At 71.8% G+C, this 23,538-nt stretch carries 22 protein-coding genes; 10 read left to right on the forward strand and 12 right to left on the reverse strand.

What is annotated here, in order from left to right; genetic code table 11:
* Positions 1–102 precede the first annotated feature (102 nt).
* From AB0H53_RS13380 to AB0H53_RS13395, 4 genes are all read left to right on the forward strand, one after another.
* Positions 103–708, forward strand: coding sequence for an HD domain-containing protein (locus tag AB0H53_RS13380; RefSeq protein WP_362111015.1), 606 nt, complete (start codon positions 103–105; stop codon positions 706–708).
* Between the two features lie 293 nt (positions 709–1,001).
* Positions 1,002–1,406, forward strand: coding sequence for a hypothetical protein (locus AB0H53_RS13385; RefSeq protein ID WP_362111018.1), 405 nt, complete (start codon positions 1,002–1,004; stop codon positions 1,404–1,406).
* A 114-nt stretch (positions 1,407–1,520) separates the two neighbouring features.
* Positions 1,521–2,405 (forward strand): RNA polymerase sigma factor SigJ, encoded by an 885-nt coding sequence (gene sigJ / locus AB0H53_RS13390; RefSeq protein ID WP_362111021.1) that lies wholly within the window; start codon positions 1,521–1,523, stop codon positions 2,403–2,405.
* An 82-nt stretch (positions 2,406–2,487) separates the two neighbouring features.
* A complete protein-coding gene (locus AB0H53_RS13395; RefSeq protein WP_362111024.1) occupies positions 2,488–3,555 on the forward strand; it encodes an FAD-dependent oxidoreductase in 1,068 nt (355 codons plus the stop codon).
* A gap of 336 nt (positions 3,556–3,891) precedes the next feature.
* Here the strand turns inward: AB0H53_RS13395 and yidD are convergent, their stop codons facing one another.
* Complete coding sequence (gene yidD, locus AB0H53_RS13400; protein WP_362111027.1) at positions 3,892–4,326, reverse strand: membrane protein insertion efficiency factor YidD; 435 nt, start codon at positions 4,324–4,326, stop codon at positions 3,892–3,894.
* A gap of 436 nt (positions 4,327–4,762) precedes the next feature.
* Entirely contained in the window at positions 4,763–5,716 is a 954-nt protein-coding gene (locus AB0H53_RS13405) for a YafY family protein (RefSeq protein ID WP_362111030.1), read from the reverse strand.
* Between the two features lie 85 nt (positions 5,717–5,801).
* Between AB0H53_RS13405 and AB0H53_RS13410 the strand changes: the two genes are divergently transcribed.
* Positions 5,802–6,533 carry an SDR family oxidoreductase gene (locus AB0H53_RS13410; RefSeq protein ID WP_362111033.1) on the forward strand — a complete coding sequence of 244 codons (732 nt, stop codon included), beginning with the start codon at positions 5,802–5,804 and terminating at the stop codon, positions 6,531–6,533.
* A gap of 159 nt (positions 6,534–6,692) precedes the next feature.
* Here AB0H53_RS13410 and AB0H53_RS13415 read toward each other — a convergent pair whose 3' ends face one another.
* The 6 genes from AB0H53_RS13415 to AB0H53_RS13440 form a co-directional block, all read right to left on the reverse strand.
* Positions 6,693–7,361 carry a potassium-transporting ATPase subunit C gene (locus tag AB0H53_RS13415; protein WP_362111036.1) on the reverse strand — a complete coding sequence of 223 codons (669 nt, stop codon included), beginning with the start codon at positions 7,359–7,361 and terminating at the stop codon, positions 6,693–6,695.
* Positions 7,362–7,366: 5 nt separating this feature from the next.
* The gene (gene kdpB, locus AB0H53_RS13420) at positions 7,367–9,511 is read right to left on the reverse strand and encodes a potassium-transporting ATPase subunit KdpB (protein WP_362111039.1); all 2,145 of its coding nucleotides are present in this window, start codon (positions 9,509–9,511) and stop codon (positions 7,367–7,369) included.
* A complete protein-coding gene (gene kdpA, locus AB0H53_RS13425) occupies positions 9,508–11,172 on the reverse strand; it encodes a potassium-transporting ATPase subunit KdpA (protein WP_362111042.1) in 1,665 nt (554 codons plus the stop codon). Before kdpA ends, kdpB begins: the two co-directional genes overlap by 4 nt.
* An 8-nt stretch (positions 11,173–11,180) precedes the next feature.
* On the reverse strand, positions 11,181–11,270 hold the full coding sequence (gene kdpF / locus AB0H53_RS13430) for a K(+)-transporting ATPase subunit F (protein WP_290353327.1): 90 nt from the start codon (positions 11,268–11,270) through the stop codon (positions 11,181–11,183).
* Entirely contained in the window at positions 11,267–11,416 is a 150-nt protein-coding gene (locus tag AB0H53_RS13435) for a hypothetical protein (RefSeq protein WP_362111046.1), read from the reverse strand. Before AB0H53_RS13435 ends, kdpF begins: the two co-directional genes overlap by 4 nt.
* A gap of 598 nt (positions 11,417–12,014) precedes the next feature.
* A complete protein-coding gene (locus AB0H53_RS13440) occupies positions 12,015–13,433 on the reverse strand; it encodes an MFS transporter (RefSeq protein ID WP_362111049.1) in 1,419 nt (472 codons plus the stop codon).
* Positions 13,434–13,545: 112 nt separating this feature from the next.
* On the opposite strand from AB0H53_RS13440, the gene AB0H53_RS13445 reads away from it, so the two are divergent.
* Entirely contained in the window at positions 13,546–14,145 is a 600-nt protein-coding gene (locus AB0H53_RS13445) for an XRE family transcriptional regulator (RefSeq protein WP_362111052.1), read from the forward strand.
* A 115-nt stretch (positions 14,146–14,260) separates the two neighbouring features.
* On the forward strand, positions 14,261–15,016 hold the full coding sequence (locus tag AB0H53_RS13450) for a nucleotidyltransferase domain-containing protein (protein WP_362111055.1): 756 nt from the start codon (positions 14,261–14,263) through the stop codon (positions 15,014–15,016).
* Between the two features lie 365 nt (positions 15,017–15,381).
* On the opposite strand, the gene AB0H53_RS13455 is transcribed toward AB0H53_RS13450, so the two are convergent.
* Together AB0H53_RS13455 and AB0H53_RS13460 are read right to left on the reverse strand one after the other, a co-directional pair.
* Entirely contained in the window at positions 15,382–15,723 is a 342-nt protein-coding gene (locus AB0H53_RS13455) for a chaplin (RefSeq protein WP_362111058.1), read from the reverse strand.
* Positions 15,724–15,944: 221 nt separating this feature from the next.
* The gene (locus AB0H53_RS13460) at positions 15,945–16,814 is read right to left on the reverse strand and encodes a helix-turn-helix transcriptional regulator (protein WP_362111061.1); all 870 of its coding nucleotides are present in this window, start codon (positions 16,812–16,814) and stop codon (positions 15,945–15,947) included.
* Positions 16,815–17,521: 707 nt separating this feature from the next.
* Here AB0H53_RS13460 and AB0H53_RS13465 point away from each other — a divergent pair.
* The 3 genes from AB0H53_RS13465 (at position 17,522) to AB0H53_RS13475 (ending at position 20,942) form a co-directional block, all read left to right on the forward strand.
* Positions 17,522–18,562: a vWA domain-containing protein gene (locus AB0H53_RS13465; RefSeq protein WP_362111064.1), complete on the forward strand. Its 1,041-nt coding sequence runs from the start codon at positions 17,522–17,524 to the stop codon at positions 18,560–18,562.
* Between the two features lie 413 nt (positions 18,563–18,975).
* Positions 18,976–19,425 (forward strand): hypothetical protein, encoded by a 450-nt coding sequence (locus tag AB0H53_RS13470; protein ID WP_362111067.1) that lies wholly within the window; start codon positions 18,976–18,978, stop codon positions 19,423–19,425.
* 617 nt (positions 19,426–20,042) lie between these two features.
* On the forward strand, positions 20,043–20,942 hold the full coding sequence (locus AB0H53_RS13475; protein ID WP_362111069.1) for an NAD-dependent protein deacetylase: 900 nt from the start codon (positions 20,043–20,045) through the stop codon (positions 20,940–20,942).
* Between the two features lie 445 nt (positions 20,943–21,387).
* On the opposite strand, the gene AB0H53_RS13480 is transcribed toward AB0H53_RS13475, so the two are convergent.
* Both AB0H53_RS13480 and AB0H53_RS13485 read right to left on the reverse strand, forming a co-directional pair.
* Complete coding sequence (locus AB0H53_RS13480; RefSeq protein ID WP_362111072.1) at positions 21,388–21,705, reverse strand: hypothetical protein; 318 nt, start codon at positions 21,703–21,705, stop codon at positions 21,388–21,390.
* A gap of 549 nt (positions 21,706–22,254) precedes the next feature.
* Positions 22,255–23,514 (reverse strand): aminotransferase class I/II-fold pyridoxal phosphate-dependent enzyme, encoded by a 1,260-nt coding sequence (locus AB0H53_RS13485; RefSeq protein ID WP_362111075.1) that lies wholly within the window; start codon positions 23,512–23,514, stop codon positions 22,255–22,257.
* Positions 23,515–23,538 lie beyond the last annotated feature (24 nt).

Raw genomic sequence — 23,538 nt, forward strand, 5'->3', positions numbered from 1 at the left:
GGCGGCAGGCGGCAGGCGGCAGGCGGCAGGCGGCAGACATTGATCGGAGAAACAGAGCCTAGGCTGCTCATCACATGGACGGTCGGCTGAAGGGGCAGGCGGATGCTGTTCGAGGTTGCGGGAGTCCGGGTGCCCGCGGGGCGGGCAGCCGAGGCGGCGCGGCTGGTCTGTGCCGAGTACGCCGACGGCGCGCTGTATCACCACTCGGTTCGGTCGTACTTCTTCGGCGCGGCTTGGGCCGAAGCACGTGGCCTCGACTTCGACCGTGAGCTCTTCTTCGTCTCGGCGTTGCTGCACGACCTGGCTCTTGTTCCTCCCTTCGACAGCCACACGCTCCCGTTCGAAGAGGCCGGTGGCCACCTGGCCCGGGTCTTCACGGCCGGTCTCGGCTGGTCGGCCGAGCGGCGTGACCGGGCGGCTGAGCTGATCGTGCTCCACATGCGGGACGATGTCGCGCCGGAAGTGGACGTGGAGAGCCGGCTGTTGCAGGTGGGGACCAGCGCGGATGTGTCCGGGGCCGGTCTGGACGCCTTCGACCCGTCTTTCCGAGAGGCTCTCGTGTCGGCCTACCCCCGGCTGGGCTTCGCCAGGTCCTTCGTACGTCTCTTCCAGGATCAGGCAGAACGCAAGCCGGGCTGCGCGGCGGCGAAGTTGGTGGCACAAGACTGGGCGGAACGGACTGAGTCCAATCCGCTCGACCGGGGCTGACCCCGACCCCGTACACGGACGCCACCGTCACGAGCCCGGGGACGGCTCCGCCGTCCCCGGCGGGGACGCCGTCCGTCACCCGAGGAGCGGGCCTGCTCCACGGGACGGTTCAGGGACGGGCATCCGCTCACCGCGCAGCAGCCCTCCCCCGGCGGCGACGCGGCGCGGCGGGGTACGGGCGTGGCCCAGCCGGTGGTCCGTCGTGGCCAGGGCTGTGGGCGCCCGGCTACTCAAGCGAAGCGTGAGTACGTGCGCTCTGCCACAAGTCCGGGGCGGGCCGGGACGCTTGAGCCATGCGCCGGAGATCACTGCGACTCGCTCCTCCCCTCCTGGTCCTCGTACCGGTTGCCGCATGGGCCGCCTGGCTGGGCTGGGACCAGCACCGTGATGTCCGACCCGACGGCTCGCTGACCGGCCCGTACGAGGCCTGGCAGGTGATCGGGTTGGTACTGACCCTGCTGGCACCGGTGTACTGGGCGGCGTCCCGGCGCCTCGTCGCGAGCGCGGTGCTCGGCACCACGACCGGCCTGACCGCCGCCGCCTACTACGACTGGTCGGACGACGGCAGCGGCCTCTTCGTGATCGGCGTGGGACTGGTCATGACGGCGAGCCTCGTGGCGACCTACACCCTCTCCATCCTGATCGCCTCCAGGACGCGGTCCGGACGACGAAGTGGCCCGGGACCGACCGGAACCTGACACCGCCCCCGGCGGGGAGGCGGGCGAGAAGCTGCCGCGCCACGTCCGGGAGACGGCTGGAGCCGGAGGAGGCCGGCCGGGAAGTGGTCCGGTTGCCGCACTACAGTGAGCCAGGTGACCGACATCGACTCAGCTCCCGTGGACGCGTTCGTAGCCCAGCGGCGTTATTTGGGCGCGGTCGCCTACCGGCTGCTCGGCTCGGTCACCGACGCCGAGGACGTACTGCAGGAGGCCTGGCTGCGCTGGCAGGCGGTCGACCAGTCCCAGGTGGGTGAGGTCCGTCCGTACCTCACCACCGTCGTCACCCGGCTCTGCTACGACCTGCTCGGCTCCGCCAGGGCCCGCCGGGAGTCGTACTACGGCGAGTGGCTGCCCGAGCCGCTGGTCTCGGACGACGACTCGCCCGCCGAACGGGCCGAAACCGGGGAATCGGTGTCGCTGGCCATGCTGGCGGTGATGGAGCAGCTCTCCCCGGCCGAGCGGATCGCCTTCGTGCTGCACGACCTGTTCGCCGTCGGCTTCGGCGAGATAGCCGCCGCACTCGGCCGCACCCCCGATGCCGCCCGCCAACTGGCCTCCCGCGCCCGTCGCCGGGTCCGGGACGGCGGCCGTCGCTGCACGGTCGATCCAGCCGAGCACCGGCGGGCTGTCAGCGCCTTCGCGGCCGCCACGGTGAAGGGCGACATCGCCGGCCTGCTCGCGGTACTCGATCCCGATGTGGTCTGGCACTCGGACGGTGGCGGCGTCGTCACCGCAAGCGTGCGCGCGATCCACGGCGCCGAGAAGGTCTCCCGGCTGGTGGCCGGTCTGGCCGCCAAGTGGCTCACCCCGGGCTCGGGAACGTCGGTCGGCTTCGCCCAGGTCAACGGTGAGCTGGGTGTGGTCTCGTACGAGTCCTCGGGCAGGATCGGCGGTGTGTTCGCCTTCACGGTCACGGACGGCCGGATCACCGAGGCGCACGTGGTGGTCAATCCGGAGAAGCTCGCCCATCTGGTGTGACGCGGCTCACTGTCACACTTCGCTCCACCGCTCCGTCCTCTTCCCGCACGCGTGAGACATCGCATCGGAGGAGGAGAACGGTATGACCGAGCAACACATCGTGGTCATCGGCGCGGGCTACGCCGGCCTGGCCGCGGCCACCCGCGCGAGCCGGCGCCACCGGGTCACCCTGATCGCCCCGGAGTCCCGGTTCCTGCACAGGATCCGCCAGCATGAGACCGCCGCCGGCCACCCCGAGGACCGGCCCGCCATCGAGCACCTGCTGCGAGGCCGGCGCGCCACGCACCTGAAGGCCCGGGTGACCGAGCTGGATCCGGCGGGCCGCAAGCTGGTCGTGGACGGTGGCCCGGCCGTCGAGTACGACACCCTGGTGTACGCCCTGGGCAGCCGGACCGCCTGGCACGGGGTACCGGGTGCCGCCGAGCACACCTACCCGCCGGAGCGGGCGGCCGAGCTGCGCCGGCGGCTGAAGGAGGCACCGCGGCCGGGCACCGTGGCCGTGGTGGGCGGTGGCGCGACCGGCATCGAGCTGGCGGCCGAGCTCGCCGAGGCGTACCCGCAGTGGCAGGTCCGGCTGGTCACGGCCGACGAGGTCGGCGGCTGGCTCTCGGCCCGGGGACGGGCCCATGTGCTGCGGGTGCTGGAACGGCTCGGCGTCCGGCTGTACGAGCACTGCCGGGTCAGCGCTGTCGACGCGGACGGACTGCACACCGCGCGGGGGCCCATCCAGGCCGGGGTGGTGGCCTGGGCCGCCTCGGTTGAACCGAACGAACTGGCCGCCGAGGCCGGGCTGGCCGTGACTCCCAACGGCCAGGCGGTGGTGGACCAGTACCTGCGCTCGGTCTCACACCCCGAGGTGTACGTGATCGGTGACGCGGCCGCCGTCACGGTGCCGGGCGTCGGGACGCTGCGGCCGGGCTGCGCGACTGCCCTGCCGATGGGCAGCTATGTGGGCAAGCGGCTCAGCGGCGCGACGTCGAAGCCGTTCGCCTTCACCTACGTGGCGCAGTGCCTGAGTCTCGGGCGCCGGGACGGCCTGCTGCAGTTGGTCCACGGCGACGACTCGATGCGGCCGGCGGTGTTCACGGGCGCGACGGGGCGGCTGGCGAAGGCGGCCATCGTCCGCAGCGTGATGTCCAGCCTCCGCTGACCGCCGGCGTTCCACTGGGACGGGACAGCCGACGGGGCTTCGGCTCAGCGGAAGTACCACGTGGCTGTCCCCCCGGACCCGCTGCCCAGGTGTACGCGTTGCCGCAGCGGTGGCTGCCGCTGGCCAGCAGGGCGTGGAGCACCACAAGGCCGAGAGCACGTCCAGGAGTTGCGAGCACCAGGACGCTGCCGGTCACGGCCGCGGCGGGGAGCACGCCCACCGCGGCTGGAAGCCTTGCGTCGCCCGCGCCAGGAGGTCCAGGCGCTCCGGATCACGTACCGCAGCCTCCAGCGGCCCCGCCGCCGGTGGGTGGCGGGGCGACACGGGAGAGGCGGGTCAGTTGCGGCCGGGCGGTACCGGGTCGTGAAACCCCCGGCGGCGGGCGGCACCGGGCCGGCAGCGCAGCAGACGCGCCACGATCAGCCGGCCGCCGCGGAAGGCGCCGTGGCGGTGGAGCGCCTGCACCGCATAGGTGGAACAGCTCGGGGTGTACGGGCAGCACGGAGGACGGTTCGGGCTGACGGCAACGCGGTAGTGGCGTACGGACCGGTACATCGCGGCGGCCACTCGCCCGCCCGGAGTGGGCGCGGCGGGATCCGCGCCGTGAGCGGCGGCCGTGAGCGAGGGACGGACGACGGCGAGGAGCAAGGCTGTCTGTGTCCACCCCCAACAGCAGGGGTGCGTCACTGTGTCGCACGCCCCCGCACAGCAGCCCTCCTCCTTCGCGTCGGCCGCGTCCTTCCCGCGGTCGCGCTTCCTGCTTCGCGTCATGCCGTCCGCCCTCCCCGTCACGGTCAGAAAGGATCATACGGAAGGACGGACAGCACGAGACGCCCCGGCTCCCGGTCCGAACCGGCGGCCGGGCGCGCGCGGTCGTCGGTGGTACGGCCTCGGCGCACAGCGGTACCGCCTCGGTGCTCGGAGGAGATCGTGGGGCCAACGGCCGCACCTGCCGGGGCGACCGCCCGTCGGGCGGCGGCGTCCGACCAACTGGCCGTCCCAGCCCACCGGCTCCGTCCGGCCGCCGGGACCGGGCTCCGCAGGCAAGGCCCCCGGCGGACTCGTCGGGGGCCGGCCCGGTCCGGGTGCGGCGGCCTCAGGCGCGGGCGGCGCGGGCGCGGGCGCCGCAGCGGGTGGAGCGTCACTGGCGGGAGCAGTCATCGCCGCGTCCGTGACCGGCCGGGAGCCGGGGTGACCGGCGTACGGCTCATACGGCGTTCGCGCAGTGCCGCGACACCTGACGCAACGCCTCCAGCAGCGCGGTCGGGGCGTCCACGGTGAAGGGCAGGCCCAGCGCGGCGAGGTGGACGGCCAGCGTCAGCGGCGTGGCGCCGCCGATGTGCAGCAGGCACCGCTCGTCGTCAAGGTGCTCGACCCTCGCCACTGGCGGTACCCGCTCACTGACGGCCACGGCCGGCGCGTGCACGGTCGCGACCGCGCGGCAGGGTCCCAGTGTCGAGGCCATGCCTCGGGTCACGAAGTCGATCGCGTCTCCCGGAGGCAACGACCGGCTCCGGAAGGACGGCCCGGGAGGGGTACGCGGCCTGAGCCGGTCGATGCGGAACATCCGCCAGTCGTCGCGATCGACGTCCCACGCCACCAGGTACCAGCGTCGCCCCGTCGATACGAGCCGGTACGGTTCGACGTCGCGCACGGTGGGATTCCCGTCGTGATCGCGGTAGTCGAACCGCACACGCCGCTGGTCCCGGCAGACGGCGGCCAGCGTGGCCAGCACGTCGGCTTCCACGACCGGGCCGTTCCCGGGCACGGGCACCGTGGAGGCCGCGAGCGCGGCCACACGGGGGCGCAGCCGGGCCGGCAGCACCTGTTCGAGCTTGGCCAGCGCGCGCAGCGACGTCTCCTCGATGCCGCCCACCGCTTGTGCCGTCGCCGTACGCAGGCCGATGGCCACCGCGACGGCCTCCTCGTCGTCCAGGAGCAGGGGCGGCAGTCGGGCGCCGGGCCCCAGCCGGTAGCCACCCGCCGTGCCGGAAGTCGCCGACACCGGGTAGCCGAGGTCGCGGAGCCGTTCGATGTCGGAACGGATGGTCCTGGTGCTGACGCCGAGCCGGCCCGCGAGTTCGGGTCCCGGCCAGTCGGTGCGGGACTGGAGCAGCGACAGCAGCCGCAGCAGCCGCGCGGCGGGGTCTCTCGTGGTCATGTCGTGCAGTCTTCCGCACCTCGCGGAAGTCCTGTTTCCGCGAGGGCTGCCATGGTGGGGGCCTCTCGGGCAGAAGGGAACATCCATGCAAGCGGCACTGGTGACGGGCGGGTCGCGCGGGATCGGGCGGGCCGTGGTCGAACGGCTCGCGGACGAGGGCGCCACGGTGGTGTTCAGTTACGTCGCCGACGAGCGGGCGGCTCGTGAGGTGGAGGGGGCGTATGGCGGGCGAGCCGTCGCCGTGCGCGCCGACGCGGCGCACCTGGACCAGATGGAGCGGTTGTTCACCACGGCGGACGAGGTGTTCGCCGACCGGGCCGCGGGGCCGCTCTCGGTACTGGTGAACAACGCCGGCGTCATCGACCACACGCCGATCGACGAGCTGACTCCGGAGGTGTTCGAACGGGTGATGGCGATCAACGTACGCGGTGTGTTCTTCGCGGTGCGGGAGGCAGCGCGCAGGATGGCCGACGGTAGCCGGATCGTGAGCATCTCCTCCACCGGCACCGCCTGGCCCAGCCCGGGTGAGTCGGTCTACGCCGCGAGCAAGGCGGCCATCGAGCAGCTCACCCGGGTCGCCTCCCGGGAGCTGGGGCGGCGCGGGATCACGGTCAACGCGGTGTCGCCCGGCCCCACCGGGACCGACATGCTGCGTGCCGGGACCCCGCCGGAGGTGCTGGCCGGGGTGGCGCACATGACGGCTCTGGGCCGGGTGGGCACGCCCTCCGACATCGCCGCCGTCGTCGCGCTGCTGCTCGGCCCGGATGCCGCCTGGCTGACCGGTCAGAACCTCGTGGCCGACGGTGGCCTTGTCTAGCGGCAAGTGACGGCGGCCTTGTCCAGCGGCGGGTGGTCCCGGGGCCGGCGGCACTCCTGAGACGCCGCATCGGCTGCCGGGAACGCGGTGACCGATGAGGGCCGCGGCCATGCCGACGACGGCCATGGGCGGGGCGGGCGGCTCCCGCCCGTGGCACGGTCACTTCCGGGTGAGTTCCCGCAGGGCGATGTTCAGCTTCAGGACGTTGACCCGGGGCTCGCCCAGGAAGCCCAGGACGCGTTCCTCGGTGTGGTCGGCGACCAGCCGCTCCACCCGGGTGGCGTCGAGGTGGTTGCGTTCGGCGACGCGGTGGACCTGGAGCTTCGCGTACTCGGGCGAGATGTGGGGGTCCAGGCCGGAGCCGGAGGAGGTGACGGCGTCGGCGGGCACGTCCTCGGGCTTGACGGTGAAACCGGCCGTGGAGTTGTCCCGTACGGCGGCGGCCTTGGCGTCGCCGACCCACTTGATCAGGTCGGCGTTGTCACCGGAGCGGTTGGTGGCGCCGGAGAGGAGCAGTTCGTACCGGGTGTTGGCAGTGTTGGTGCCGAGCCCGTTGGACGGGCGTGGCTGGAACCACCTCAGGTCGGGGGCGGGGGTCTCCTGACCGGCTGTCAGCGGCAGGTCGTAGCGCTGTCCGATGAGTCCGGAGCCGACGACCCTGCCGTCCCCGTCCGTGATCTCGGAGCCGTTGGCGTGGTGGGGGAAGGCCGCCTGGGCGATGCCGGTGACGGCCAGGGGGTAGAGCACGCCCGTCACCAGCGTCAGGACGAGCAGGGCGCGAAATCCGGCCACGACCAGTCGTGCGGTGTTCCTCGCGGTGTTGTTCATGGCGATCAGCCGATTCCGGGAAGGGAGGAGAGGAGCAGGTCGATGATCTTGATACCGATGAAGGGTGCTGTCAGGCCGCCGAGTCCGTAGATCGCGAGGTTGCGGCGCAGCATCCGGTCGGCGCTCATCGGCCGGTAGCGCACGCCCTTCAGGGCGAGCGGTACGAGCGCGATGATGATCAGCGCGTTGAAGACCACCGCGGAGAGGATCGCCGACTGCGGGGAGGCCAGCCCCATGATGTTGAGCTTGTCCAGGCCGGGGTGGGCGACCGCGAACATCGCCGGGATGATCGCGAAGTACTTCGCCACGTCGTTGGCGATCGAGAAGGTCGTCAAGGCGCCCCGGGTGATGAGGAGTTGCTTGCCGATCTCGACGATCTCAATGAGCTTGGTCGGGTTGGAGTCGAGGTCGACCATGTTCCCGGCCTCCTTGGCGGCCGAGGTGCCGGTGTTCATGGCCACCCCCACGTCCGCCTGGGCCAGGGCCGGGGCGTCGTTCGTGCCGTCGCCGGTCATCGCGACGAGCTTGCCGCCGGCCTGTTCCCGCTTGATGAGGGCCATCTTGTCCTCGGGGGTGGCTTCGGCGAGGAAGTCGTCGACACCGGCCTCGTCCGCTATGGCCCTGGCCGTCAGCGGGTTGTCGCCCGTGATCATGACGGTCCTGATGCCCATGCGGCGCAGTTCCGCGAACCGCTCCCGCATGCCCTCCTTGACGACGTCCTTGAGGTGGACGACACCCAGGACGCGCGCTCCCCCGCCGTCCTCCACAGCCACCAGCAGCGGCGTGCCACCAGCCTCGGAGATCCGGTCCGTGAGCGCCTGCGCGTCCTCGGCGACATGACCGCCCAGCTCCTCCACCCAGGCCACGACCGCACCGGTCGCCCCCTTGCGCGCCTTCCGCTCCTCGCCGTCCGCGGTGAGGTCCACGCCCGACATCCGGGTCCGGGCCGTGAACGGCACCCACTCGGCGCGGGCCAGCTCCCCCTGGTGGCGCTCGCGCAGGCCGTACCGCTCCTTGGCCAGGACGACGACCGAGCGCCCTTCGGGCGTCTCGTCGGCCAGCGACGAGAGCTGGGCGGCGTCGGCGAGTTCGGCGGCTGTCGTCCCCTTGACCGGGACGAACTCGGCGGCCCGGCGGTTGCCGAGGGTGATGGTGCCGGTCTTGTCGAGCAGCAGCGTCGACACATCACCCGCCGCCTCGACGGCCCGCCCCGACATGGCCAGGACGTTGCGCTGGACGAGCCGGTCCATGCCCGCGATGCCGATCGCGGACAGCAGCGCACCGATCGTCGTCGGGATGAGGCAGACCAGCAGGGCGATCAGCACGATCATCGTCTGTCCGGCGCCCGCGTAGGTCGCGAAGGGCTGGAGGCTGACGACCGCGAGCAGGAAGACGATGGTCAGCGAGGCGAGCAGGATGTTCAGCGCGATCTCGTTCGGCGTCTTCTGCCGGTCCGCCCCCTCCACCAAGTTGATCATGCGGTCGATGAAGGTCTCGCCGGGCTTCGTCGTGATCCTGACGACGATCCGGTCGGAGAGGACCTTCGTACCGCCGGTGACCGCCGACCGGTCGCCGCCGGACTCACGGATGACCGGCGCCGACTCCCCCGTGATCGCCGACTCGTCCACCGACGCCACGCCCTCGACGACGTCACCGTCGCAGGGGACGATGTCGCCGGCCTCGCACACCACCAGGTCCCCGACGCGCAGATCCGTGCCGGGCACCTGCTCCTCGGCACCGTCCACCAGCCGGCGGGCGACCGTGTTGGTTTTGGCCTTGCGCAGGGTGTCCGCCTGCGCCTTGCCCCGGCCCTCGGCGACCGCCTCGGCCAGATTGGCGAAGATCGTGGTCAGCCACAGCCAGCCGGCGATGGCCCAGCCGAACCGGTCGGCCGGGTCAGTGAGCGCGAGGGCGGTGGTCAGCACCGAGCCGACCAGCACCACGAACATCACCGGTGACTTGATCATCACCCGTGGGTCGAGCTTGCGCAGTGCGTCCGGGAAGGACTTCAGCAACTGCTGGGGGTCGAACACGCCCCCTCCGACGCGCCCGCCCGCCGGTTTGTGACCGGTGGGCACGTCGTGGTGCGGCGCGGGGGTCGGCACGGCGGTGGACCGCGGCTCGTTCTGCTGCTTCACGTCGGTGGTCATGACGCCAGTCCTTCGGCCAGCGGGCCCAGTGCGAGGGCCGGGAAGTAGGTCAGCCCGGTGATGATGACGATCGTGCCCGCGAGCAGGCCGGTGAACAGCGGCTTGTCGGTGCGCAGGGTTCCGGCGGTCTCCGGTACGGGCGTCTGTTCCGCGAGCGATCCGGCCAGCGCCAGGACGAACACCATGGGGACGAACCGGCCGAGCAGCATCACCAGGCCGATGGTGGTGTTGAACCACCGGGTGTCGGCGTTCAGGCCGGCGAACGCGCTGCCGTTGTTGTTGGCGCCGGAGGTGTACGCGTACAGGATCTCCGAGAAGCCGTGCGCGCCGGAGTTGGTCATCGAGTTCGCTGGCGTGTCCAGGGCCATGGCCGCGGCGGTGAAGCCCAGTACCAGCGCCGGGGTGACCAGGATGTAGCAGGCGGCGAACTTGATCTCCCGGGTGGAGATCTTCTTGCTCAGGTACTCGGGGGTGCGGCCGACCATGAGACCGGCGATGAAGACCGCGATGATCGCCATGATCAGCATGCCGTACAGGCCGGACCCGACACCGCCGGGGGCGATCTCCCCCAGCATCATGCCGAGCAGGGTGATCCCACCGCCGAGCCCGGTGTACGAGGAGTGGAAGGAGTCCACCGCGCCGGTGGACGTCAGCGTGGTGGAGACCGCGAAGAGCGACGAGGCGCCGATGCCGAACCGGATCTCCTTGCCCTCCATCGCTCCGCCGGCGGCCTCGAAGGCCGGGCCGTGGCCGGAGAACTCGGTCGCCCACATCAGCAGCACGAAGCCGACCCAGATGGTCGCCATCGTGGCGAGGACCGCGTACCCCTGACGGACGGACCCGGCCATCCGGCCGAAGGTGCGTGTCAGCGAGAAGGGGATCAGCAGGATCAGGAAGATCTCGAAGAGGTTGCTGAAGGCGTTGGGGTTCTCGAAGGGGTGGGCGGAGTTGGCGTTGAAGTAGCCGCCACCGTTGGTGCCCAGCTCCTTGATGACCTCCTGGGAGGCGACCGCCCCGCCGTTCCACTGCTGCGAACCGCCCGTGAACTGCCCGACCTCATGGATGCCGGCGAAGTTCTGGATCGCGCCGCAGGCCACCAGGATGAGCGCGCCGATGACGGAGATCGGCAGCAGGACGCGTACGACACCACGGACCAGGTCGGCCCAGAAATTGCCGAGTTCACCGGTGCGCGACCGGGCGAAGCCCCGAACCAGGGCGACGGCGACGGCCATGCCGACGGCGGCGGAGACGAAGTTCTGCACGGCAAGGCCGCCGGTCTGCACGACGTGGCCCATGGCCTGCTCGCCGGCGTAGGACTGCCAGTTGGTGTTCGACACGAATGACGCGGCGGTGTTGAACGCCTGGTCCGGGTCGATGGAGGCGAAGCCCAGGGAGCCGGGCAGGCTGCCCTGGGCCCGCTGCAGGACGTAGAGGAACAGTACGCCCACGGCGGAGAGGGCGAGGACGCCGCGCAGGTAGGCGGACCAGCGCATCTCGGCGGTGGGGTTCGCGCCGATGGCCCGGTAGACCCACTTCTCCGCACGCAGATGCCTGTCGGAGGAGTAGACCTCGGCCATGTGGTCGCCGAGCGGACGGTATGCCAGCGCCAGCGCGGCGATCAGTGCGAGGAACTGGAGCGCACCAGCGAGGAAGGAGCTCATGGCGGTGCTCAGAACCTCTCCGGCTTGACGAGGGCGAGGACCAGATAGCCCAGCAGGGCGGCGGCCACGATCAGGCCGACGATGTTCTCGGCAGTCACAGTTTCGCCACCCCCCTGGCGATGAAGGCCACCAGCGCGAACACCGCGACCGTGATGACGACGAAGGCCGTGTCGGCCATCGCGAGCTCCTGAAGAGTGTCGGTTGAAAGATGATCGGACCCCCAGAGCAAAGCGCGCTCCTGCACCCCGAAGATCGTCCTTGACGGCTCCCATACGGGCCCTGACCGGCTTCTAACGGCTTCCTTACGCACACCCCGGCCCACCCGCGGACGTGACGGGAGCTCAGACGCCGCGGCGGGGACACGGGCGGTGTCCGCGCCGGTGCCCTCCGGTCATCGAGGGCTGAGGACAGCGCGTGCTCCCCCGCCTCGTACGTACCGGACCGGCGCCTCGGCACGCAGGCCGCGGACACTCGACGCCGTGCCCCGAGGGTGCCGTACCGGAGCCGCGCTTTCGGGGGCCGAGGCATGTGCCGCCCCGCCGGGGCGCACCGGGCGACGGCGGCCGGCGGACGGGGAGCCGGGCGCGGGCCGGACGGCGGGCACGGCCGGGCCGGGCGCGGGCGGCGCGGGCCGGCGCGTCAGCGGCCGGCCGCAGCACTGCGGCCAGGCGGACGGCCGGACGGCCTGACCTCGCGCCCCACCGGAGCGGGCGGTGGTCCTCGACCGCCTGCGGGGCATCACCGAGCACGCGGCGACAACTGGGCGGGGCGAGCGCGCTGCCGTACTGCCAGGAGCTCCACCTCGCCCGTATGACCGGGGCCCGAACGCCGCCGCGGGGAGCTCATCGCGCCGGCGCGGCGCCGGGGCGCGGAACGCTGTCCTTCGGCCCGGCCGCGCGGGCGACGAAGAGGAGGAGCACTCCGCACGCCGCGACCAGAACCCAGCCCGGCCGGGACGCGTGGGCGAGCTCCGCACGGCCGGCGGCGGTGACCAGGCCGCCCGCGACGGCGATGCCGACGGCGGCACCGAACTGGCGCGCGGTGGATGTGATCGCACCGGCCACGCCGGCGCGGGCCGGAGGCAGTCCACTGACGGCGGTGTTGGTGATCGGGGCGTTCGCGAAGCCGAACCCGATGCCGATGAGCGCGTAGGCCAGCAGGAGCAGGGCGACGCTCGTGTCCGTCTCCAGCCGGACCAGGCACAATCCGCCGGCCGTGAGGAAGCCGCCGGCCAGAGCCAGTGGCAGTCTCGGCCCGAGGCGGCCGACCAGGCGGCCGGACCAGGGTGCGCAGAGGGTCGCACCGACCGCCATGGGCAGGGTCGCGAGACCGGCCGCCAGCGGTGCCCACCCCCGGGTGTGCTGAAGGTAGAGGGTGTTGAGCAGCAGGGTGACGTTCAGCGCGGTGAAGATCGCCACGGCGCCCAGGACCGCGCCGCCGAAGGCCGGGCGCCGGAAGAGCGCCAGGTCCATCAACGGCTCGCGCAGACGGGACTCCACCCGTATGAAGGCGGCTGTCGCCACGACGGCGACCGCGTACAGGGCCACGGCCGTCGCCGACGTCCAGCCGATGCGTGGTCCTTCGATGAGGACGCCGACCGAGGCTCCGATGACCACGGTCAGCAGGGCCTGACCGGGCAGGTCGAGCCGCCGGGCCTGCTTCGCCCGGGACTCCGGCACGAACACCGCGGTGAGTACCAGGGCCACCACGACGACCGGCACGTTGATCCAGAAGACCGACCGCCAGCCGAACGCGGCGATGAGAGCGCCGCCCGTGACCGGGCCGGCCGCCATGCTCAGGCCGAAGACCGACGCCCAGATGCCGATGGCCTGGGCTCGCTCCTTGGGGTCGGGCATCGCGTTCACCACGATCGCCAGGGCCACGGGGCTGAGCATCGAGGCCCCGATGCCCTGCGCCGCGCGCGCCGCGACGAGCACCCCCACCGAAGGGGCCACCGCGCAAACCAGCGAGGCCGCCGCGAACACGACCAGTCCCGTCCGGAACACCCGTCGGCGCCCGAACCGGTCCGCCAGCGCACCGGAGGAGATCAGCAGGGCCGCCAGGACGAGGGTGTACGCGTCCACCGTCCATTCGAGACCGCGCGTCCCGACACCCAAACCGTGGCCGATCGCGGGCAGACCGACGTTGACGATGGTGGTGTCCAGGCCCACCAGGAACATGCTCAGGCAGCAGACGGCCAGCACCGTCCAGCGTCCGCGAGCGCTGAGGAGGGGTGGAGCGGGGTGGGTCGTCGTGGTCACGGTTGCCTCTCACGTTCGGGAGCGCCCCAGGTCCGGGAGCGCCGGCCCGGTAAGGCTCCGGCCGGACGGCGACCACGGCACAGCGTTTTTGCGGAGGCTGCAAAATGGGGGCATGGACGCGGAACTGGAGCAAATACTCGACAGCATCGGGCCACGGCTGCGCGGGTTGCGCCGGGACCGGGGGCTCACTCTGGAAGCGCTCGCGACCATGACCGGCTTCTCGGTGAGCACACTGTCCCGCCTCGAGTCCGGCAAGCGGCGCCCCACGCTGGAGCTGCTGATCCCGCTCGCGCGGGCGCACCGGGTCGCCCTCGACCAATTGGTCGCCGCGCCGGCCAGCGGTGATCCCCGGGTGCACCTCCAGCCCCTGCGCAGGAGTCACGGCAGCGTCGTGGTGCCGCTGACGCAGTATCCGGGCCGTGTACAGGTGTTCAAGCAGGTACTGGCTCCCCGTGAGCCGAAGCTCGTCACCCATGACGGCTACGAGTGGCTCTACGTCCTCGCGGGCGAACTGCGGCTCATCCTGGGGCGGAGCGAACTCGTGCTGCGTCCCGGCGAGGCGGCCGAGTTCGACACCGGGGAGCCGCACTGGTTCGGCCCGGCCGGCGTCGGTACCGTCGAGATCCTGCACTTGTTCGGCCCGCGGGGCGATCAGGCCGTCGTCCGCGCGAAGCCGTCCCCGGCCGGCCCGCGGCGGACGCGCCCTCGGTGACCACCGGAGCGGGGAGCGGGCGCAGCGGGAAGCAGGGGTTTCCGCCCCGCCTCACCGGGCCGGGAAAGCGGGCGTTCGCGGAGCGCGACGACGCCCCGAAGGGCAGAGTGTCCCCATGACTGACGAAGCCACCGGCCACCTCCTCGACCGCTTCATCGGCGCGGTACGGCCGGCTCTGCCCCTGGTGTCGGTGTGGGCACACGGTTCGCTCGCCGGGGGCGACTACCAACCCGGCCGCAGCGACCTCGACCTCATCGCCGTGCTCGACCGGCCGTGCACGCCGGCGGAGGAACGGCGGCTCGCAGAGGTCCACGAGCGCCTCGGGGAGACTGGTCCCCTCGCGGCGAAGCTGCACTGCAGTTACGTCGCGGTCGCGGAGCTGGACGATCCCGCACGCACGCATCTCACGTGGGCGCACGAGGAGTTCCTGCGCCGTCCGGTCACCCCGGTGACCAGGCGAGAGTTGCACACCTTCGGGCTCGTCCTGCACGGTGAGCCGCCCGCCCTCCGGCTGCCGCCGGTGTCCGACCGTCAGCTGACGGAGTTCGTCGTCGCGGACATGGAGGGCTTCTGGCGGCCGTCCCTGGATCGCCCCGAGTTGTGGACGCGTGACATCTGGGTCGATCTCGGCCTGCTGACGGTGGCCAGGGCGACGGTGACGCTGCGGGACGGCAGGCTGATCACCAAGGCCGAGGCCCTGGGCGTGCTGCGCGAGTTGGGCGCTCCGGCCGAGGTGGTGGACGATGTCAGGCAGCGCCGTTACGGTGATCCCGCTCCGCCTTCGCAGCAGTGGCTCGCCCGGCGGGCGGAACTCACCCTAGCCTTCCTCGGGACCGCGATCGAGCGGATCGCCGCGACCTCCCGCCCTTGAGCGGCTCCCCCGGCCCGCGGTGGCCGGGCGCGGCGGATGGACGGGGCCAGGCCCGGCGACACGCAGGGCCCAGGCCGGTCGATGGCTCCCCCCGTGGGCGGGACCCGTCCGCGCTCGATGCCCGGGGCCGCAGTTCGGCGGGGGCGAAGCCTGCCCGGACCCTGGAGGCAGGCATCGTCGCGAGATGATGCCTGCCTCCGGTGCGTGTCTTCACCGTCCGCCGCAGAGCGGACGGACGCGTGGGCTGGGAGGGCGGTACCGGACCGGGTTGTCACCCAGTGGCTGTACCCCGGGGCGCCTTCACAGCCCGGCCCCCGAAGCCGTTGGAGGTCCCCACCGGCCTCGGGACCACGATGACTGCGCGGTCAGCGCTTGTTGCCGTACCCGTCCTGCTTGCCGTCGTCACCGTGCTTGCCGTCGTCATTCTTCTTCGAGTCGCTCTTCTTCGACTCACCCTTCTTCGAGTCACCGTCGTTGATGCAGACGTTGCCGAATGCCGGGTTGAGCAGACCAACGGCATTGATCGTGTTGCCGCAGATGTTGATCGGGATGTGGATCGGCAGCTGGACGATGTTCCCGGACAGGACACCCGGGCTGCCTACGGCCACGGCATCGGCCTCGGCGTCCGCGCTGGCCACGCCGGCACCGCCGATCAGGACCACACCGGCGGTGGCGGCAACAGCAACCGCCCTCTTCACAAGTGACATCGCGATCTTCCTTTGAACGAGATTCCTGCCGCAACTCTGCGGCGTGGACGGCCCGACAACACCGACGACCCACTCGGAGTCACGCACATACGGCCAACCCGGTGACCAGTCCGTGCGCCGAATGCCTGACGGTGGTGATCGTGACCTCGTCCCTCCCGCGTCAGCAGCCGCAGGCCGGTCAGCGATGGCGAGGTGACGGTGCAGTCGGGGGCGGGCCGTCATCAGCCGGGTGCTGATGAGGTGTAGAGCCTGCTGCTGGTCCGGGTGATGAAGTGCCGGGTCAGCTCGGGGCCGAGGGCCTGCGCCTGCAGGTGGGCGTACATCACGTTGTAGTGCTGCACGTCGGATGCCTTTTCGAGGTAGAGGTCGCTGGTGAACCTCTCCAAGTACACCACCGCCTGGCGGCTGTCCCGGAATTGCAGGAGGGAGAACGCTCCTGACAGGCCCGGGTGAGCGCCCGCCGTGTGAGGGAGGACCTGCACGGTGATGTGCGGCTCGGTGCTCAGTGCGTGCAGGTGGTCCAGTTGCTCGCGCATGATCTCCCGGCTGCCGACGACACGCCTCAGGGTCGATTCGTCCAGGACGACCCACAGGCGCAGGCGGCGGGCGGGATCGTAGATCCGGTGCTGGCGGCGGAGACGCACTTTCAGACGCGCGGCGGCCTGCTCGACGGTGACCAGGGGGATCGTTTCCTCGATGACCGCGGCCGCGTAGGCGGGAGTCTGCAACAGGCCGGGGATCACCATGGGCTCGTAGGCGTGAATGATGGTGGCGTCCGTCTCCAGGCCGACGTACACGCTGTGGGGGATGTCGCCGTAGGCGTGCCACCAGCCCTGTCGGCTCGACTTCCCGGCGAGCTCCATCAGGGAGTCGACGACATACGGGTCGGTGACGCCATAGAGCTCGCAGAGATCTCGTACATCGCGGGGGCTGACGGCACGGCGGCCGGTCTCCATATGACTGACCTTGGCCTGGGAAACCAGCAGTCGTGCCGCCACCTGCGTGCCGGTCAGTCCGCTGGCCAGACGGAGCCGGCGCAGCTCCGCTCCCAGTCGTCGTCCCCTGACGGTGGGGTTGTTGTTCGCCGCCACGGGCGGTGTACCTCCGGTTCCGGACAACTGCGTTGCAGCAGATTGGCATGGGCGGCCGGTCGTCGATCACGAGCCGTGCCGCCGGGTTCGGGGACGGCGAAAACGGACTGTGACCGTGTAATTTGCCGCTCAGCACTGCCCCGGACGGAACAGTGTTCCCCAAGGGAGGCTTGCCCGCCCCGTGTCTCTCCGCTCATCACCCCCGTCCCGGGGGCAGCCGAACGCGCCCCTCGGGACCGACACCGCCACCGACGGTGTCCGCGCGATCCTGGTACCAGCGGGCGCAGTGGGTGGTGTATCCACGGCTGTCGAGAGTGCATGCTCCACCGTCGGGGAAGCTACCGGAAGAGCATCACGGGCGCACGGCAGCAGGCGGTCCCCACAACGAACGACGGTCAGCGGCACGATGTCACGCCCGGGGCGGGACAGCCGGCAGCCGGCGCGGGCAGCGGGGACCGGGCGTTGCTGCCGTCGGGAACGGATCCCGCTCCCCACACGGCGGCCGGCCGACAGCCGCGGCGCGGCGGGTGCAGCAGGCCGGCCGGAACGGTTCGGCAATTGTTCGGGCTGCCGGCCGCCGGCGCCACCGGAGCGGCACGGCACGGGGTGGGCCCCGGGGCCCTTCTTCCAGCCGGAGGAGCCAGGCTCGATTGTCAGTGGTGGGTGAGACGGTAGGAGCATCGAGTCGGAAAGAGGGGGAGCCGCCCATGTCCGGAAGCCAGAACTACATCAACCACGTCGCTCTTGTGCTGGACGCGAGTTCGTCCATGTCCCGCCTGAGCCGCAAGGTCGTCGAAGTCGCCGACCAGCAGATCGCGTATCTCGCCCGCCGGTCGAGGGAACTGGACCAGGAGACCCGTGTCACGGTGTACGTCTTCGCGGACAAGGTGGAGTGCGTCATCTACGACAAGGACGTACTGCGGATGCCGTCGCTGAAGCAGCTGTACCGGGTCGGTGGGATGACGGCTCTGCTGGCCGCCGCGCTGAAGTCGCAGCGGGAGCTGGCGCAGACGGCGCAACTGTACGGCGACCACAGCTTCCTGACGTTCGTCCTGACCGACGGGCAGGAGAACGCCAGTCATCGCTGCCCGGACGCCCCTGCCCGGGATCCTCGTGAACTGGTCACGGCCATGGCCGAGATGATCGAGACGCAGGAGGACAACTGGACGCTGGCCGTGCTCGTGCCGGATCAGATGGGCAAGCGTGAGGCCATGCGGTGCGGTTTCCCGAAGGACAACATCGCCATCTGGGACGCCACGAGCACACAGGGTCTGGAGGAGGCCGGGCAGGTCATCCGAGAGGCCACCGAGAAGTTCATGGTGGGCCGCACCAAGGGCATCCGGGGATCGCGGGCGGTGTTCTCCACGGGTGCCGAGGTGGTCAACAAGGACACCATCGAGGCGGCCGGCCTCACCCCGGTGGATCCGTCGGAGTACCGGCTGATCCCGGTGGCCCGGGACGCGGCGATCCGGGACTGGGTCGTCGAAAGCGGGCACACCTACCGTACCGGTGGTGCGTTCTACCAGTTGAGCAAGTCGGAGAAGATCCAGGCGCGGAAGCAGATCGCGGTGCTGGAGAAGAAGACGGAGCGGGTGTACACGGGGCCCGAGGCCCGAGCCCTGCTCGGCCTGCCGGAGGTGGAGGTTCGCCTCAAGCCGGACCACAACGACGACTTCACGATCTTCGTACAGAGCACCAGTGTGAACCGGAAGCTCGTACCGAACACGCGGCTGCTGCTCATGTCCTGACGCCTTGGAGACCCCGTCGGGTGCCGGAGACCGTGTCCGTGCCGGCGCCCCACCCGCCACGGACGCGGTGACCGCGAGCGGGGGTGCGGCGCAGGAGTACGTATGGCTCCGGCCCACCGGCCGGCACCGGGACAGCGCCGCGAGGACCCGCCCCACCGGGGTACGTCCGATCGCGCCGGACGGTGGGGCGGTGGCGACAGCCGGCGCGGGTTCGGGGACATGGGCCAACCGGTGGCCGAGGGGGGCCGCGGCGCGCGGCCGGACGGCCCAGCGCAGAAACCCGGCGGGCGGGTGAACATCAGACGGGCCACCGGCCCGACGGCGGACTGCGTCACGCACACCAGGGGCCCGGGTCAGCGCACGGCGGAGCAATGGAATGGCACAGGCTCGGCGGCACGGGGCATACGGGGATCGTGACTGACGAACTGATCAACGGGCCGGATGCCGCGCATCGGCGGCCGGCAGGGGTAAGCGACAAGACGGTGGAAGCCCTGGGTTCCCTCTCGAAGGCGCTGGAGACCACGGAGCGGGCCCGGGGGCATCTGTACGCCTTCCACCAACTGACCGGCGGCGCGGACCTGGAACTGGACAGCGCGGTACAGCTACTGCGCGAGGCCGGTCACGAAGAGGAGGCGACCCTGGTCGAACGGGAGATCCTGGGGCGCAATGTCATCCCTGGACACTGGACATTTCAAATCGTCGAAGCGTACAACCGCACGTACTACCGGCCCTTCACGGACATTGAGCGGGACATCGTACGCAAGCTCGCCGACGGCCGGGACCATCTCTACGAGGCGGAGATGAAAGAGGCCCGGCGGACCCGGCATCACCCGGACCACACGGCTGCACCATCCAACGAGTAGCCGTGGTCGAGGCCGGCCGCCGTCCGACGCGGGCCCCGACCGTCGGGCTGCGCGGGCGTGGGCCGGGCGCTGAAGGAGCGGGGCCCAGCCCGAGGACGGCGGGAAGCGGTGCTTCCTCATGCCCGTGTCCCCCAGCGAGTGATGCTCTCCTCCGCAACCGCGTGCGTGGATCTCGCCGGATGGCACGAGCCCACCAGCCCACCGGGAGGGCACGGGGAGCGGACGACGGGCTCTGGGGTGCGCGCCATGCGCGCCGCGCCGCGGGTGGCCGCCTGCCGCTCGTCACCCGCCGGCCCCCCGGCAGGCGGGGCGCCGCCGGGACCCGCGCCGCGCCCGGCGCCCGGTCCGTCGGTCCGGCGTGGTGTCGGCTGCCCGTTCCGCGAGGTCCGACGCCGTGCTGCGGCCGGCCGCCGACCGTACGGGGGAACCGCTGCTGCTGGGAAGGCCGGGATCGCGACCGCGACGGCGGCCCCCGTCACCGCGGTGGCTGAAGCACCGCAGCGACCTCCGGCCGCCTGTGGGAGCGGCCGGTGCAGGAGAGCGTCGCGGGGTCCGCCGCGTTCCGCCGCCGTACGGGGCGGACGCCGACGTCGGCTCGCTGACCGTACCCTGGCGGCATGCGCATGCGCCCCACTCTGAGCTGGACCCCCACCGAGGATCTGCCGCCGGGCACCACCGATCCGGAGCCGGTCGCCGATGCGCTGAGCACCGGCGGTGTGCTGGTGCTCAGCGGGGCGGGCATCTCCACGGAGTCCGGTATCCCCGACTACCGGGGCGAGGGCGGCAGCCTGAGTCGGCACACCCCGATGACCTACCAGGACTTCACCGCCAGCGCTCAGGCCCGGCGCCGGTACTGGGCGCGCAGCCACCTCGGATGGCGCACCTTCGGCCGCGCCCGGCCCAACGCCGGGCACCGCGCCGTGGCCGCGTTCGAACGGCACGGCCTGCTCCTGGGTGTGATCACCCAGAACGTCGACGGCCTGCACCAGGCTGCCGGCAGTGAGGGGGTCGTCGAACTCCACGGGAGCCTGGACCGGGTCGTCTGCCTGTCCTGCGGCGCCTCCAGCCCGCGTCGTGAACTCGCCCGGCGGCTGGAGGAGGCCAATGCGGGCTTCGATCCGGTGGCCACCGCGATGAACCCGGACGGTGACGCCGACCTCACCGATGAGCAGGTCGGGGACTTCCGCGTGGTGCCCTGCACGCTCTGCGGCGGCATCCTCAAGCCGGACGTGGTGTTCTTCGGCGAAGCCGTTCCGCCGCGACGGGTCGAGCACTGCCGCGAACTGGTCGGTGAAGCGGCCTCGCTGCTGGTCCTGGGATCGTCGCTGACGGTGATGTCCGGACTCCGGTTCGTCCGTCAGGCCGCCCAGGCCGGAAAGCCGGTGCTGATCGTCAACCGGGACCCGACACGGGGCGACCGGCACGCCCTCACCCGCGTCGCGCTCCCTCTGGGAGGCGCCCTCACCACCGTGGCCGACCGGCTGGGCATCCCCATCGGCGGCCGGGCGACGGCCTGAGCGGGTCGCCCCGGCGCCGATGCGGTGCAGGGGTGCGCGGAGGGCCCGCGGTGAGTCCCGGCCAGGTCTGCCGTCCCGGGGCCCAGCCGCGGCTGGTGGTGGCCCGTGCCCGACACCGCCTCCCCCGATGCCCGGCGCTACGGCCGCGGGAACGGCGCTCGCAGCGTCTCGAAGACAAGCGGTCGGTCCTCCGACCGCACCACCATCCCGCCCTCGCGGACCAGCCCGAGCGGCACTGCCGCCCCGCGCGGTGACAGGCGCGGGAAGTGCCGCTGGATCGGAGAGCCGGGCCACGGCAACGCCGTCCCGCCCGTCCCGGCCGGCCGGGACGGTGTGGACCATGACCACCGGAAGCCGTCGAAGTCCGTATCCACCGTCCCCGGCTTCGGCGGCTGCCGGGGCGGAGCGCAGCAACAACGACAGTCGCACGGGCTGTGGCGGGCGATCAGATCCCGCTGTCGATTCCCGTCACCGCGGCCGGCCCCAAGGGGGCGTCCTCCTCGGCCATGCCGCTGTCCCGCAGGGCGCCGGAAACCAAGCGGACCGCCTCTGCCTCGGCGCCGGCCTGGTCCTCGGCCTCGACCTCGAGCCGGACGGAGAACATGCCTCCCTCACTGACCGACAGCAGGCTCAGCTCCTCGCTCTCCCCCAGCTCGGTGTTCCGCGGATCCTGCGGGCGCAGCCTGCGTTCGAAGGCCGAACGTGCGGCCTCGGTCACTCCGTGGACGAACGTACCCGGAACGGTGATGACATAGGTGGTCACAGGATCTCCTCACAGGAAAGGCCGTGGCATTCGGGCCGTCGGGCTCGGTGAGGTCGCCGCCACTCGTCCGAGTGGCGGGCGAGCTCCCTTTGACGACCCGTGCGTGAGCGGATGCGGGAGCCGGCCAGCGACGGCTGTTCCCACCGCGCGCACGGTGGCAGCGCGCCGAGTCGTCGTGGGCCCGCGCCGAGGTGTCCCACCCTGCCCGAACCCGTTCGCCCCGAGCATGTGCCGCCTCTCCCCGCGCTCCCCGACTCCGCCTCTTGCTCCGCCGTATTGGACGGACACTCTACGGGTGCGGCCCGAGGGCCGGTGGACATCGATGCGCACGAGATCCCGCGCCGCCGGTGCGGGGCGGGCCGAAAGGTGACCGTCCTCGGTGCGAAGGCGGCACCCGCGGCGTCGGTGAAGCGCCTCGGGGGCCCGGTGGGCGGTCGCCGACCGGGTCCGCTGTCGGGCACCACCTCGGTGGCAGCGGTGTCCGACGCGGCGCCGACGGGTCCCGCGGCGTGCGGATCCGGACGGGCGAGCGGGAGCGGGGCCCGGGGGTCAGGCAGGCTGGTCCGACGGAGCGGAACCTGCCGCTCCCCCGGCCGCCGCCCCGGCCGGCTTGTGCGCCGGCGTCCGTGCCAGTGCCTGCTCCAGGTCCGCCCACAGGTCCTCGACGTGCTCGATGCCGACGGACATCCGTATCGTTCCCGGACCGATGCCCGCCGCGTCCAGGGCCGCCGCGTCGAGCTGCCGGTGCGAAGTGGAGGCCGGGTGCATCACCAGGGTCTTCACATCGCCGAGTGAGGCGGTCAGGGCTGCCAGGCGGACGGCTTCGATGAAGGCCCGCCCCGCCTCGCGCCCGCCCGCGAGGTCGAAGGAGACGACCCCGCCCCCACCGTGCGGCAGCAGCCGACGGGCGACGGCGTGGTCGGGGTGCCCGGCGAGCGCCGGGTGGCGGACGGCCGCCACCGCCGGGTGCGCTGCGAGCCGGCCGGCCAGGTCGAGGGCGCTCGCGCTCTGCCGCTCGATCCGCAGCGGCATGGTCTGCAGACCGCGCAGGGTCAGCCAGGCGGCGAAGGGGTCGGTGACGGCGCCCTGTTCGACGGCGTAGTGGCGGATGCGGCAGTACAGCTCGGGGTTCTTGAAGACCGCGATGCCGCCCAGAACGTCCGCGTGTCCGGCGAGGTACTTGGTCGCGGAGTGGATCACCACGTCGGCGCCGTGCTCGATCGGCCGGCACAGCAGCGGCGAGGCGAAGGTGTTGTCCACGGCGCTGGGGACGCCGGCGTCGGTGGCGACGGCGATCAGGGCGGGCAGATCGGAGACGCGCGTGGTGGGGTTGGCGATGGTCTCCAGGTAGAGCAGCCGCGTCCTCGGCCGCAGCGCCCGCCGCACCTCCTCGGGGTCGGTCCCGGAGACGTACGTCACCTCGACGCCCCAGCGTGCGGCGAGGTCGCCGAGGACCGCGTACGTGCCGCCGTAGAGCCCGCGCTGCGCGATGACATGGTCGCCGGCGGAGAGCAGGCCGAGCAGGAGGCTGTTGATGGCGCCCATACCGGATGCGTAGGAGAGGGCGGAGGCACCGCCTTCGAGACGGGCGACGGCGTCCTCCAGGGTGCGGACGGTGGGGTTGCCGAGGCGGCTGTAGACGAAGGTGTCGGGCGAGTGGAAGGCGTCGGCCATCGCGTCGGCGCTGTCGAAGGAGAAGACGTGCCCCTGGTGGAGGGGGACGCCCAGGGGCGTGCTGCCGGTGACGTGCACCTGGGGAGGGTGGACGGCGAGGGTCTGGGGCCGGAGTGCTCCGGTGTCGTTGCTCATGGCACCCAGTCAACTGTCGCTCGG

Source organism: Streptomyces sp. NPDC050856 (assembly GCF_040653855.1).
Taxonomy (GTDB): domain Bacteria; phylum Actinomycetota; class Actinomycetes; order Streptomycetales; family Streptomycetaceae; genus Streptomyces.